Annotated in this window: 11 protein-coding genes; 7 read left to right on the top strand and 4 right to left on the bottom strand. The window is 59.1% G+C overall.

Annotated elements, in window-relative coordinates; all coding sequences use genetic code 11:
- Nucleotides 1-46: 46 nt before the first annotated feature.
- Genes fhuA through fhuB form a run of 4 tightly spaced genes read left to right on the top strand, consistent with a single transcriptional unit; the run spans nt 47 to nt 5,968 of the window.
- The gene (gene fhuA / locus NWP14_RS23880; RefSeq protein ID WP_346430377.1) at nt 47-2,254 is read left to right on the top strand and encodes a ferrichrome porin FhuA; all 2,208 of its coding nucleotides are present in this window, start codon (nt 47-49) and stop codon (nt 2,252-2,254) included.
- A 47-nt stretch (nt 2,255-2,301) separates the two neighbouring features.
- Nucleotides 2,302-3,099 (top strand): Fe3+-hydroxamate ABC transporter ATP-binding protein FhuC, encoded by a 798-nt coding sequence (gene fhuC / locus NWP14_RS23875; protein ID WP_375216102.1) that lies wholly within the window; start codon nt 2,302-2,304, stop codon nt 3,097-3,099.
- Nucleotides 3,099-3,989 carry a Fe(3+)-hydroxamate ABC transporter substrate-binding protein FhuD gene (fhuD, locus tag NWP14_RS23870; RefSeq protein WP_375216101.1) on the top strand — a complete coding sequence of 297 codons (891 nt, stop codon included), beginning with the start codon at nt 3,099-3,101 and terminating at the stop codon, nt 3,987-3,989. Before fhuC ends, fhuD begins: the two co-directional genes overlap by 1 nt.
- Nucleotides 3,986-5,968: a Fe(3+)-hydroxamate ABC transporter permease FhuB gene (fhuB, locus tag NWP14_RS23865; protein WP_375216100.1), complete on the top strand. Its 1,983-nt coding sequence runs from the start codon at nt 3,986-3,988 to the stop codon at nt 5,966-5,968. Before fhuD ends, fhuB begins: the two co-directional genes overlap by 4 nt.
- Nucleotides 5,969-6,030: 62 nt before the next feature.
- On the opposite strand, the gene hemL is transcribed toward fhuB, so the two are convergent.
- The gene (hemL, locus tag NWP14_RS23860; protein ID WP_375216099.1) at nt 6,031-7,311 is read right to left on the bottom strand and encodes a glutamate-1-semialdehyde 2,1-aminomutase; all 1,281 of its coding nucleotides are present in this window, start codon (nt 7,309-7,311) and stop codon (nt 6,031-6,033) included.
- Between the two features lie 180 nt (nt 7,312-7,491).
- Here hemL and clcA point away from each other — a divergent pair, with 180 nt between their 5' ends.
- Nucleotides 7,492-8,910: a H(+)/Cl(-) exchange transporter ClcA gene (clcA, locus tag NWP14_RS23855; RefSeq protein WP_331834597.1), complete on the top strand. Its 1,419-nt coding sequence runs from the start codon at nt 7,492-7,494 to the stop codon at nt 8,908-8,910.
- An 82-nt stretch (nt 8,911-8,992) separates the two neighbouring features.
- A complete protein-coding gene (gene erpA / locus NWP14_RS23850) occupies nt 8,993-9,337 on the top strand; it encodes an iron-sulfur cluster insertion protein ErpA (protein ID WP_095103670.1) in 345 nt (114 codons plus the stop codon).
- Between the two features lie 100 nt (nt 9,338-9,437).
- Here the strand turns inward: erpA and NWP14_RS23845 are convergent, their stop codons facing one another.
- The 3 genes from NWP14_RS23845 to mtnN are packed head-to-tail and all read right to left on the bottom strand — an operon-like array spanning nt 9,438 to nt 11,588.
- Nucleotides 9,438-10,061 carry a TRIC cation channel family protein gene (locus tag NWP14_RS23845; protein WP_095103669.1) on the bottom strand — a complete coding sequence of 208 codons (624 nt, stop codon included), beginning with the start codon at nt 10,059-10,061 and terminating at the stop codon, nt 9,438-9,440.
- Nucleotides 10,062-10,096: 35 nt separating this feature from the next.
- Entirely contained in the window at nt 10,097-10,897 is an 801-nt protein-coding gene (btuF, locus tag NWP14_RS23840) for a vitamin B12 ABC transporter substrate-binding protein BtuF (protein ID WP_095103668.1), read from the bottom strand.
- Nucleotides 10,890-11,588 carry a 5'-methylthioadenosine/S-adenosylhomocysteine nucleosidase gene (mtnN, locus tag NWP14_RS23835; protein ID WP_095103666.1) on the bottom strand — a complete coding sequence of 233 codons (699 nt, stop codon included), beginning with the start codon at nt 11,586-11,588 and terminating at the stop codon, nt 10,890-10,892. Before mtnN ends, btuF begins: the two co-directional genes overlap by 8 nt.
- Before the next feature lie 86 nt (nt 11,589-11,674).
- Here mtnN and dgt point away from each other — a divergent pair, with 86 nt between their 5' ends.
- Nucleotides 11,675-13,189, top strand: coding sequence for a dGTPase (gene dgt / locus NWP14_RS23830; RefSeq protein ID WP_375216098.1), 1,515 nt, complete (start codon nt 11,675-11,677; stop codon nt 13,187-13,189).
- Nucleotides 13,190-13,324: the final 135 nt, after the last annotated feature.

Here is a 13,324-nt window from a genome sequence, read left to right as displayed (position 1 = left end):
ATAATTCTCGTTTACGTTATCATTCACCTTTATCAGAGATCTACCAATGGCGCGTCTAAAAACTGCTCAGCCAAATCACTCACTGCGTAAAATTGCAGTCGTAGTAGCCACGGCGGTTAGCGGCATGTCTGTCTATGCACAGGCGGCAGTTGAACCGAAAAAAGAAGAAACCATTACCGTGACTGCGGCTCCCGTCAGCCAGGAAAATGCCTGGGGACCGGCCCCGACTATCGCGGCAAAGCGCTCCGCAACTGCCACCAAAACCGATACCCCTATTGAAAAAACGCCGCAGTCGATTTCCGTGGTTACCCGCCAGGAAATGGAGATGAAGCAGCCGACAACGGTGAAAGAAGCGCTGGCCTATACGCCGGGCGTCTTCTCCACTCGCGGCAGCTCGACGACCTATGACGTGGTGACGATTCGCGGCTTTACGACGTCGACAACGGTCAATACCAACCAGTATCTGGATGGCATGAAGCTGCAGGGGAATAACTACTCTGAAGTGTCGATGGACCCTTACTTCCTGGAGCGTGTGGAAGTGATGCGCGGGCCAACCTCCGTGCTGTATGGCAACAGCAACCCCGGCGGCATCGTCAGCATGGTCAGCAAGCGCCCGACGACCGAGCCGCTGAGAGAAATTCAGTTCAAAATGGGTACCGATAACCTGTGGCAGACTGGTTTTGATTTTAGCGATGCAATTGATGATAGCGGCGTATGGTCCTATCGCCTGACCGGCCTGGGCCGCAGCCAGGACGCGCAGCAGCAGATGGCGAAATCGACCCGCTACGCGGTGGCGCCGTCCTTTAGCTGGCGCCCGGATGATAAAACCGATTTCACCTTCCTGAGCAACTTCCAGAGCGATCCTTATGCGGGTTACTACGGCTGGCTCCCGCGTGAAGGGACCGTGGTGCCGTACTATGACGCCAACGGCAAGGCACATAAGCTGCCGACCGATTTCAACGAAGGTGAGCCGGACAATAAGATGTCGCGCCGTCAGCAGATGGTGGGCTACAGCTTCTCACACCAGTTTGACGATACCTTCACCGTTCGCCAGAACCTGCGCTACGCCGACGTCAATACGCTGTATCGCTCCGTTTACGGCAACGGTTACACGGCGCCGGGACAAATCAACCGCGCCTACGTGCGCTCTGATGAACATCTCAACACGTTCACCGTTGATACCCAGCTGCAGTCCGACTTTGCCACCGGCGCGGTCGACCATAAGCTGCTGACCGGCGTGGACTATTCGCGTATGCGTAACGACGTCAATGCCGACTATGGTTCTGCAGACCCGATCGGGATGTCCAATCCGCAGTACGGTAATCCAAACGTCTCGGTGTACTTCCCGTACGCGGTGCTTAACCGGATGGAGCAGACCGGCCTCTATGCCCAGGATCAGATGGAATGGGATAAGTGGGTGATGACGCTGGGCGGACGCTATGACTACGCCACGACCTCTACGCTGACGCGCTCCACTAACACCCTGGCCGAAAATCACGACCAGCAGTTTACCTGGCGCGGTGGTATTAACTACCTGTTCGACAACGGTATTTCTCCATACTTCAGCTACAGCCAATCGTTTGAGCCGGTTTCAGGATCGGGCCTGGACGGCAAACCGTTCGATCCGTCGCGCGGCGAGCAGTATGAAGCGGGCGTGAAATACGTACCGAAAGATATGCCGGTGGTGGTCACGGCGGCGGTGTACCAGCTGACCAAGGATAAAAACCTGACGGCAGATCCGCGTAATACGACGTTTAGCATTCAAACCGGCGAGATCCGCGCTCGCGGCGTGGAGCTGGAAGCGAAAGCGGCGGTGAACGCCAATATCAACCTTACCGCAGCCTATACCTACACCGATGCTGAGTACCAGCACGACACCATATTTAACGGCAAACGTCCGGCGGAAGTTCCGCGTAATATGGCGTCGCTGTGGGCAGATTACACCTTCCACGAAACCGCGCTGAGCGGCCTGACGGTAGGCGCCGGTGCGCGCTACGTTGGCTCTACGGTTAGCTACTACAAAAACGATACCGCCGATGCGAAGCAAAATGATTCCTTCGGCGTAGCGGGCTACGCGTTGATGGATGCGACGGTGAAATACGATCTGGCGCGCTTTGGTTTACCGGGCTCGTCGGTGGGTATCAACGTCAATAATCTGTTCGATCGCGAGTACGTTTCCAGCTGCTATAGCGAATATGCGTGCTACTGGGGCGCAGGGCGTCAGGTCATTGCGACCGGAACCTTCCGTTTCTAATCACTCAATGGGCGCGGTTCGCCGCGCCGTTAAACAAGTTGGCCGCTATGCAGGAAAACACTCCGCAATCCGATACCACGTTTTCGTTGAATCGCGTTACCTTTCGCGTGCCTGGCCGTACGCTGCTGCATCCGCTTTCGTTAACCTTCCCGGCTGGAAAAGTGACCGGCCTGATTGGTCATAACGGTTCCGGTAAATCGACGCTGCTGAAAATGCTCGGTCGCCATCAGCTGCCGTCAGACGGCGAGGTGCTGCTCGACGGTCAGCCTCTCGATAGCTGGAGCAGCAAGGCGTTTGCCCGCAAAGTGGCCTATCTGCCGCAGCAGCTGCCCGCGGCAGAGGGGATGACGGTGCGTGAGCTGGTGGCGATTGGACGCTATCCGTGGCACGGGGCGCTGGGGCGCTTTGGCGCAACGGATCGGCAGAAGGTCGAGGAGGCCATTGCGCTGGTCGGACTTAAACCCTTGGCGCATCGGCTGGTCGATAGCCTCTCCGGCGGCGAGCGCCAGCGCGCGTGGATTGCCATGCTGGTGGCCCAGGACAGCCGCTGTCTGCTGCTGGATGAGCCAACCTCGGCGCTGGATATCGCCCACCAGGTTGACGTGCTGGCGCTGGTGCATCGCCTGAGCCAGCAGCGCGGCCTGACGGTGATTGCCGTGCTGCACGATATCAATATGGCGGCCCGCTACTGCGACTATCTGGTGGCCCTTCGCGGCGGCGAGATGATTGCTCAGGGCACGTCGACTGAGCTGATGCGTAGCGAAACGCTGGAACAAATTTACGGTATCCCGATGGGAATTCTGCCGCATCCGGCGGGCAGTGCGCCGGTAAGCTTCGTCTATTAATGGATAAAAACAACGTGATCACCCGTCGGCGTTTACTGACGGCGATGGCGCTATCGCCGCTACTGTGGCAGATGCGCGGCGCGCGGGCGGCGGCCGTCGATCCGCAGCACATCGTGGCGCTGGAGTGGCTGCCGGTAGAGCTTCTGCTGGCGCTGGGCGTCGTGCCGTATGGCGTCGCTGATATCCCGAACTATCGCCTGTGGGTTAATGAACCGGCGCTGCCGGCTTCGGTCATTGACGTCGGGCTGCGCACGGAACCGAATCTTGAACTGCTGACGCAGATGAAACCTTCATATATCGTCTGGTCGGCAGGCTACGGCCCGTCGTCTGAGAAGCTGGCGCGTATTGCTCCGGGACGCGGATTTACCTTCAGCGACGGCAAGCGGCCGCTGATGATGGCGCAACAATCGCTGAATGAGATGGCCGAGCTTATCGGCAAGCAGCAGGCCGCGAAGCGCCATCTGGCGGAGTTCGATGCGCTGATGGACGAACTGCGCCCGCGTTTCGCCCGCCGAGGCGATCGGCCGCTGCTGATGATTAGCCTGCTTGACCCGCGTCATGTCCTGGTTTTTGGTAATAACTGCCTGTTTCAGGAAATCCTCGAACGCTTTGATATCAAAAATGCCTGGCGCGGTGAGAGCACCTTCTGGGGTAGCGTGACCGTCGGTATCGACCGGCTGGCGGCCTACAGGGATGTGGACGTGATCTGCTTTGACCACGGCAACGATAGCGAAATGGCGCAGCTGATGAACACCCCGCTGTGGCGGGCAATGCCGTTTGTCCGCGAAGGGCGCTTCCAGCGCGTTCCGGCGGTGTGGTTTTACGGTGCTACGCTATCGGCGATGCACTTTGCCCGCGTGCTGGCCGACGCTCAGGGAGGTCCGGCGTGAGATCGCGAATTTCTCCTCTGGCGGCTCTGCTGCTGGCCATACTGCTGATTGCCGCCTTCGCGCTCAGCCTTTTCAATCTCCGGATCGCGCTGCCGCAGAACGAGTGGCGTCAGGCGCTGTGGCAGCCGGATATCGATAATATCGCCCAGATGCTGTTTCACTACAGCCTGCTGCCGAGGCTGGCGGTGTCGCTGCTGGTGGGCGCTGGCCTGGGGCTGGTCGGCGTCCTGTTTCAGCAGGTGCTGCGCAACCCGCTGGCGGAACCGACGACCCTTGGCGTCGCGACCGGCGCCCAGCTGGGGATGACGGTCACCGTGCTGTGGGCGATCCCCGGCGTGCTGGCATCGCAGTTTGCCGCCCTGGCGGGCGCGTGCCTGGTGGGCGCGCTGGTGTTTGGCGTCTCCTGGGGTAAACGACTCTCGCCGGTGACCTTGATTCTCGCCGGCCTGGTGGTCAGCCTTTACTGCGGGGCGCTTAATCAGCTGATGGTCATTTTCCATCACGACCAGCTGCAGAGCATGTTCCTGTGGAGTACCGGCACCCTGACGCAAACCGACTGGAGCGTGGTGCAGCGGCTGTGGCCGCAGCTGCTAGGCGGGGCGATGCTGACGCTGCTGCTGCTGCGACCTCTCACCCTGATGGGGCTGGATGACGGCGTTGCGCGCAACCTCGGTCTGGCGCTCTCCCTGGCGCGTCTTGGGGCGCTGACGCTGGCTATTGTTCTCAGCGCGATGCTGGTGAATGCGGTGGGGATTATCGGCTTTATCGGCCTGTTTGCCCCGCTGCTGGCAAAAATGCTCGGCGCCCGCCGCCTGCTCTCGCGCCTGCTGCTGGCGGCGCTGATTGGCGGGCTGATCCTCTGGCTCTCCGATCAAATCATTCTGTGGCTTGCCCGCGTCTGGATGGAGATGTCAACCGGATCGGTGACGGCGCTGGTCGGCGCGCCGCTGCTGCTGTGGCTGCTGCCGCGCCTGCGCAGTATTAGCGCTCCGGTGATGAACGCGGGCGATAAGGTGCCGGCTGAGCGACACAACGTGCAGTGGTTTGCGCTCGGCGGTTTACTGATTCTGCTGCTGGCGCTGACGGCGGCGCTGGCCTTTGGCCGCGACGCCCAGAGCTGGCACTGGGCCAGCGGTACGCTGCTGGATCAGCTGATGCCGTGGCGCTGGCCGCGGATTCTGGCGGCGCTGTTCGCCGGGGTGATGCTGGCGGTGGCGGGCTGTATTATTCAGCGCCTGACCGGCAACCCGATGGCCAGCCCGGAAGTGCTGGGGATCAGCTCCGGCGCGGCGTTTGGCGTGGTTGTGATGCTGTTCTTCGTCCCCGGCAACGCCTTTGGCTGGCTGCTGCCAGCCGGCAGCCTGGGCGCGGCGGCGACGCTGCTGGTGATTCTGGTTGCTGCCGGACGCGGCGGCTTTTCGCCGCATCGAATGCTGCTGGCGGGCATGGCCCTGAGCACCGCTTTCACCATGCTGCTGATGATGCTGCAGGCCAGCGGCGATCCGCGGATGGCGCAGATTCTGACATGGATCTCCGGATCGACCTACGGCGCGACGCCGGAGATGGTGGCGTATAGCGGCAGCGTGATGCTGGTGCTGTTGGCCCTGGCGCCGCTGTGCCGCCGCTGGCTGACGATCCTGCCGCTCGGCGGCGAGGCTGCTCGTGCGGTAGGCGTTGCGCTGACGCCGTCGCGCATCGGCCTGCTGCTGCTGGCCGCCTGCCTGACGGCCACGGCAACGTTGACCATCGGCCCGTTAAGCTTTGTCGGCCTGATGGCGCCGCATATTGCGCGCATGATGGGCTTCCGCCGTACGATACCGCATATGGTGATGTCCGGGCTGATTGGCGGCCTGCTGCTGGTCTTTGCCGACTGGTGCGGGCGGATGATCATGTTCCCGTATCAGATCCCGGCGGGCCTGCTGTCGACCTTTATCGGCGCGCCGTACTTTATCTATTTGCTGAGGAAGCAGAGCCGCTAGCCTGTCGCGGCGATGGGCCGTTATTCCGGGCGAGGCGTGATGCTCGCCCGGGAGCGCGTGGACTACAGTTTGGCGAACGCGCTGCGCGCGGCGGCGATGGTATGGTTGATATCTTCTTCGCTGTGGGCAACGGACATAAATCCGGCTTCAAACGCTGAAGGCGCCAGATAAACGCCCTCTTCCAGCATCAGGTGGAAGAAGCGCTTAAAGCGCTCAACGTCGCACTTCACCACGTCCTGATAGCAGGTGACGGTTTCGGCGTCGGTAAAGAAGATGCCGAACATGCCGCCAACGTTATTCACTACCAGCGGAACGCCCGCGTCACGCGCGGCGTCCAGCAGCCCCTGGGACAGCTGGTTGGTTAAATCCGTCAGCGTCTCGTGAACTCCCGGCTGCGCGACTTCGCTTAAGCAGGCGAAGCCCGCCGCCATGGCGATCGGGTTGCCGGACAGGGTGCCCGCCTGATAGACCGGGCCGGTCGGCGCCAGCGCATCCATCACTTCGCGACGGCCGCCGAAGGCGCCCACCGGCATGCCGCCGCCGATGATTTTGCCCAGACAGGTCAGGTCAGGGACCACATCGTAGTAGGACTGGGCGCCGGCCAGGGCAACGCGGAAGCCGGTCATCACTTCATCAATAATCAGCAGGGCGCCAAATTCGTCGCACAGCGCGCGCAGGCCCGGCAGGAACTCCGGCTGCGGCGGGATGCAGTTCATATTTCCGGCTACCGGTTCAACGATAATGCAGGCAACGTCGTGCGGATACAGCTCGAACGCGGCGCGGACCGAAGCCAGGTCGTTATAGGTGCAGGTCAGCGTGTGTTTGGCGAAATCGGCCGGCACGCCCGGAGAATTCGGCTGGCCGAGGGTCAGAGCGCCGGAGCCCGCTTTGACCAGCAGACAGTCGGCGTGGCCGTGGTAGCAGCCTTCAAATTTGATGATTTTGTCACGGCCGGTAAAACCGCGCGCCAGGCGAATGGCGCTCATGGTGGCCTCGGTACCGGAGTTAACCATCCGCACCATATCCATCGTCGGTACCAGCTCCGTCACCAGCGCCGCCATTTTCACTTCCATTTCCGTCGGCGCGCCAAAGCTCAGGCCGCGCTGCGCCGCTTCAATCACCGCATTGCGAATGGCCGGGTGGTTATGACCGAGTACCATTGGGCCCCAGGAACCGACATAATCGATATAGGCTTTACCGTCGACGTCGTACAGATAGGCGCCGTCCGCACGTTCGATAAACAGCGGCGTGCCGCCAACGCCGCTGAAGGCTCGTACCGGCGAGTTAACGCCGCCGGGGATAAGTTCACGCGCGGCGCTAAAGAGAGTTTCAGATTTGCTCATTGCCTGGTTCCTGGTTCGTGAAAAATGTTTTGCTGGTTATTCTAAGTTATTCCAGGATAGTTATGAAAGTTTTGCCCAATTGAAACAAAGCGCGAACGGTGAATATTTTCCGCGACGGGGGGCCGGCTGGCAGTTAAAATGCCCTTGGTGCTATTTGTATGACTATTAACCGACGAGAGTATGAAAGCAGAAGCCTCCTCTTTTGAAGCAAAACAAATCGTGCGCTTGCGTCGCGGCGACGTGGTTCGCCGCTTAGTTCAGCGAGACAAAACGCCGCTGGCAGTGCTGCTAATGGCCGCCGTCGTCGGAACCCTGGCCGGGCTGGTGGGGGTCGCTTTTGAAAAGAGCGTCAATTGGGTGCAGAACCTGCGCATCGAAACCCTGGCGCAGGTGGCGGACCACGAGCTGCTGGTCTGGCCGCTGGCCTTTATCACCTCCGCGCTGCTGGCGATGGTCGGCTACTTTCTGGTGCGTCGGTTTGCGCCGGAAGCGGGCGGCTCAGGGATCCCCGAAATAGAAGGGGCGCTGGAAGAGCTGCGCCCGGTTCGCTGGTGGCGGGTGCTGCCGGTGAAGTTTATCGGCGGGATGGGGACGCTGGGGGCCGGCATGGTGCTGGGCCGGGAAGGGCCGATGGTGCAGCTCGGCGGGAATCTTGGGCGCATGGTGGTGGATATTTTCCGCATGCGCAGCCCCGAAGCGCGCCATACGCTGCTGGCAACCGGTGCCGCCGCGGGCCTCTCCGCCGCGTTCAACGCGCCGCTGGCGGGGATCCTGTTTATTATTGAAGAGATGCGCCCGCAGTTTCGCTACAACCTGATCTCCATTAAAGCCGTTTTTACCGGCGTGATTATGTCGAGCATCGTATTTCGCATTTTTAACGGTGAAGGGGCGATTATCGAGGTCGGTAAGCTGAGCAATGCGCCGGTCAATACCCTGTGGCTGTATCTGATTCTGGGGATGATTTTCGGCGCGATTGGCCCGCTGTTTAACACCCTGGTGCTGCGTACGCAGGATATGTTCCAGCGTTTCCACGGCGGCGATCTCAAAAAATGGGTGCTGATTGGCGGCCTAATCGGCGGCGGCTGCGGTATTCTCGGGCTGCTTCAGCCCGCGGCGGCGGGAGGCGGGTTTAACCTCATTCCGATTGCCGCGGCGGGTAACTTCTCCGTTGGCCTGCTGCTGTTTATTTTTATCGCCAGGGTGATAACCACGCTGCTGTGCTTCTCTTCCGGCGCGCCCGGCGGGATTTTTGCGCCCATGCTGGCGCTGGGAACCTTGTTGGGAACGGCATTCGGTATGGCGGCGACGCCGCTGTTTCCGGCCTATCATCTGGATCCCGGCACCTTTGCCATCGCCGGAATGGGGGCGCTCCTCGCCGCGTCGGTGCGCGCGCCGCTGACCGGAATTGTGCTGGTGCTGGAGATGACCGATAACTATCAGCTCATTTTGCCAATGATTATTACCTGCCTCGGCGCAACACTACTGGCTCAATTTCTGGGGGGTAAGCCCTTGTATTCAACTATCCTTGAACGAACGCTGGCGAAACAGGCCGCTGAACAGGCGGCAAAAGCGCGTGCGGTTGCCGGGGAGAATACTTGAACGATTTACCAGGGTATTAGATAATGGCTCAAAAGGTCCGGTTATTCTTTAACCGGATCGGCAGTATCAATGGGAGCATAAAATGAGTGATGATGTCGTGTTGCCGCTGGAGTTTACCGAAGCCGCAGCCAAAAAAGTAAAATTCCTGATTGCTGATGAAGACAATCCGAACCTGAAGCTGCGCGTTTATATCACCGGCGGCGGCTGCAGCGGTTTCCAGTACGGCTTCACCTTCGACGATCAGGTTAACGAAGGGGATATGACCATCGAAAAACAGGGCGTAGGCCTGGTGGTTGATCCAATGAGCCTGCAGTATCTGGTCGGCGGCGCCGTCGATTACACTGAAGGCCTCGAAGGCTCACGTTTTATCGTGACCAACCCGAATGCGAAAAGCACCTGCGGCTGCGGATCCTCATTCAGCGTCTGATTTATCCCGCCGAAGTAAGGCCCAGGGACGGGCCGCGCAGCCGGCGCAACTTGCCCGACTGCGGCCTGCAGGACGCCGGTTTACGCCATGAAGCCGCTTTCTAACGCCCGTTATCATCCAGCGCAAACGTCGGCAGCTTCAGGTGCCAGCGGATTGCCGCCAGCCGAATGAGCAGCGTCACGGCCATGCCCATCATCGCCGAATTTTGCAGCGACACGTGAAAAGTATCGTAGGCCGTTGCGTGCACGATACCGCCGACAATGCAGGCCGTCGCATAGATTTCGGTACGTAAAATCATCGGGATTTCACGCGCCAGCACGTCGCGAATAATGCCGCCGCCGACGCCGGTAACTACTCCCATGCAGACCGCAACCAGCGGACCGCTGTGGGCGATAAAGGCCTTATTGACGCCGATGCCGACAAATACCGCCAGGCCGACGGCGTCGAGCACCGGCAGTATCCATTTAGGCAGCCGGCGCGGTTGGCGTACCAGCAGGATCGTCAGCATGCTGGTCACCATTGCCACCACCAGGTCCGTTGGGTCTTTAACCCAGAACACCGGGCCGTTGGCGAGCGCCATATCGCGGATCGTCCCGCCGCCCACGGCGGTAACGACCCCCAGCACCAGCACGCCGAAAGGGTCCATACGCAGTTTGCCGGCCAGCAACACGCCGGAGATCGCAAATACGGCTGTGCCAATAATATCCAGCCAATAGACTAGCATCGTCAGTTCCCGCTTAGCGCCTGCTTAACAGGCGATTATTTTACCTGCTCGAGCGCAGTACAGAGTTGTTTTGCGGCGAGGATAATACGTGGGCTCGCGCGTTCAAACCAGTCGCTATGCAACGCAATCAGCGAAATTTTTAACTGATTATGCCAGTAGCGTTCGACTTCGGGAATTTTGCGGGCATCGCCGGTAATGACAATGGCCTGCGGCTGCCTGGCGAGAACCTGCTCGCGGCTGACCTGGGGCCAGGGCGCTTTACTGGCAGCGAAAATATTCTCACCGCCGCACAGCGTCAGCACCTGATCCTGAATCGATCCCTGACTGCTGGTAAAAAGAGGGTTGCTGCCAAACTGGAGAAAGACGCGCTTCTTCGGGAGGTGAGCGTAGCGGGCTTTCAGCGCGCTATAGTCGTCCAGCATCTGCTGCGCCGCCTGACGGGCCTTTTCCGGCTGAGGGCTCCACTGCGCCAGCTGCCGCAGGGTGGTGATAATCTCTTCGATGGTGGCGGTATCGACCCAGATGACCTTGATACCGAGGGCGCTCAGCTGATTAACCTGGCGCTCGGCGTTGCCTCCGCGCCACGCCAGGACCAGGTCGGGCTTGAGGGCGACAATGCGTTCCAGATTCATCCCCTGCCAGCTGGAAACCTGCTCGATGCCGGCGGCTTCCGGCGGGTAGTCGGAATAGCTGCTGACGCCCACCGGCGTGATGCCGGCCGCAAACGCCAGCTCGGTATTGGCCGGGGATAGCGTAATCACCCGCGGCGCGGCAAACAGCCACGCCGGGGCCAGCAGCAGCAGGGCGGCAAGCGCCTGTTTTAGCGATTTAGCCACGCGTCAGGTTCTGCACCAGATTTTCTACCATCAGAGTGGACTGCCTGGCGGCGACGGCGAGGAACTCGTCGAAGCTCAGATGGGACTGTTGATCGGCAACGTCGGAGATGGCGCGAACCACCACGAACGGAACGCCAAAGTTATGGCAAACGTGCGCAATGGCGGTGGCTTCCATTTCGACCGCCACGGCCTGCGGGAAGTTATGGCGGATTTTCGCCAGCCCGACGGAGCCGTTGATGAAAGCGTCGCCGCTGACGATCAGACCGCGTACCGCGTTAAGATTCAGCGCTTCGATGCTGGTTTGCGCGGCGGCAATCAGCTTGTCGTCGGCTTTGAAGCCTGCCGGGCAGCCCGGCAGCTGGCCGTATTCGTAGCCGAATGCGGTCACATCGGCGTCGTGGTAGCGCGTTTCGTCGGAGATCACGATATCGCCGACTTTTAGCGTTGGCTCGAGACCGCCCGCGGAACCGGTGTTGATAATCACGTCCGGCTTGCAGATTTCCAGCAGCAGCGCCGCGCCCATTGCCGCGGCAACTTTGCCGATCCCCGATTTCAACAGGGCGATGTCGGTACCGTGAAGCTGGCCGGTGTAGATTTCGCTGCCGCCGAGGGTGATAGTCTGGCGGTTTTCGATTTTGTCGCGCAGAAGGGTAACTTCTTCTTCCATAGCGCCAATAATGCCGATTTTCATAGATTTACTCGCGATGTGTCAGGTTTAGTTGCATAGTCTATCATGCACTCAAAGGGAAACGTTATTGCTCGCGAGCGGGAGAGGCTATGGCAAAGATTGATTTTCGCAACAAGATTAACTGGCACCGACGCTATCGCTCGCCGCAGGGCGTCGAAACGGAACGTGAAATCCTGCGTATTTTCGAAAGCGACCGCGGGCGCATTATTAACTCCCCGGCCATTCGCCGTTTACAGCAGAAAACCCAGGTCTTTCCGCTGGAACGCAACGCGGCGGTGCGTACCCGGCTAACCCATTCCCTCGAAGTGCAGCAGGTCGGGCGCTACATAGCAAAAGAGGTCCTCAGCCGGCTGAAAGAGCAGAAACTGCTGACGGCCTACGGCCTGGATGAGCTCGGCGGACCGTTTGAGAGCATCGTCGAGATGGCGTGCCTGATGCACGACATCGGCAACCCGCCGTTCGGCCATTTTGGCGAGGCGGCAATTAATGACTGGTTCAGCCAGCGCCTGGCGCCCGACGATGCGGCTAACGAACCGCTGCCTAACGATCCCTGCACGGTGGAGGTGCTGCGCCTGCGGCCGGGCGAGGAGTCGCTGAACGTGCTGCGCGGCAAGATCCGCCAGGATCTATGCTGGTTTGAGGGAAACGCCCAGGGTATTCGTTTAGTACATACGTTAATGCGAATGAATCTTACCTGGGCGCAGGTTGGCTGTATTCTTAAATATACCCGCCCGGCCTGGTGGCGCGGTGAAACGCCCGCCAGCCACAGCTATTTAATGAAGAAACCTGGTTATTATTTAGCCGAAGAAGGCTATATTGCGAGGTTACGTAAAGAACTTGATCTGGCTCCTTACAATCGCTTCCCTTTAACATGGATTATGGAAGCGGCGGACGATATCTCATATTGTGTTGCCGATCTGGAAGATGCGGTAGAAAAGAGAATTTTCAGCGTGGAGCAACTATATCAGCACCTTTACGATGCGTGGGGGCAGCATGAAAAAGGTTCGCTATTTTCTCAGGTCGTAGAAAATGCGTGGGAAAAATCGCGTTCTAATTCTCTAAGCCGGAGCACGGAAGATCAGTTCTTTATGTATTTGCGGGTGAATACGCTGAATAAACTGGTGCCATATGCGGCCCGGCGTTTTATAGATAACATCGCGAAGATTTTTAGCGGTGATTTTAATCACGCGCTGCTTGAGGATGATAGCGACTGCAGTCAGCTGCTGGAGCTATATAAAAACGTGGCGATAAAACATGTGTTTAGCCATCCGGATGTTGAGCAGCTGGAATTGCAGGGCTATCGCGTTATTAGCGGCCTGTTAGATATCTATCAGCCGCTGCTGAAATTGTCGCTGGAGGAATTCAGCTTATTAGTAGAAAAAGAGAGAGTGAGAAGTTTGCCTATCGCTTCGCGACTATTTCAGAAACTTTCAACACGACATCGGCTGGCCTACGTTGAGGCGGTAAACAAAATTCCGGGAGATTCCGCAGAGTTTCCGCTGATGGAATACTATTATCGCTGCCGCCTGATCCAGGACTATATTAGCGGGATGACGGACCTGTATGCATGGGATGAATATCGGCGGCTGATGGCGGTAGAATAGGTACAGGTTTTGTAAAGACGGACAATAATTTTTTACTTTTTGGCAGTGCTTAATTCCGGAACTTAGCGCGATAAAATGACTCTGATAGTCACTTACATAGCAATTCTGCGTTATCTAAAATCGAGATTGAGACAT

Origin of the sequence: Klebsiella sp. C349492 (genome assembly GCF_042055345.1) — a bacterium.
GTDB lineage: Bacteria > Pseudomonadota > Gammaproteobacteria > Enterobacterales > Enterobacteriaceae > Klebsiella > Klebsiella scottii.
This window is presented reverse-complemented; position numbering and strand designations above follow the sequence as displayed.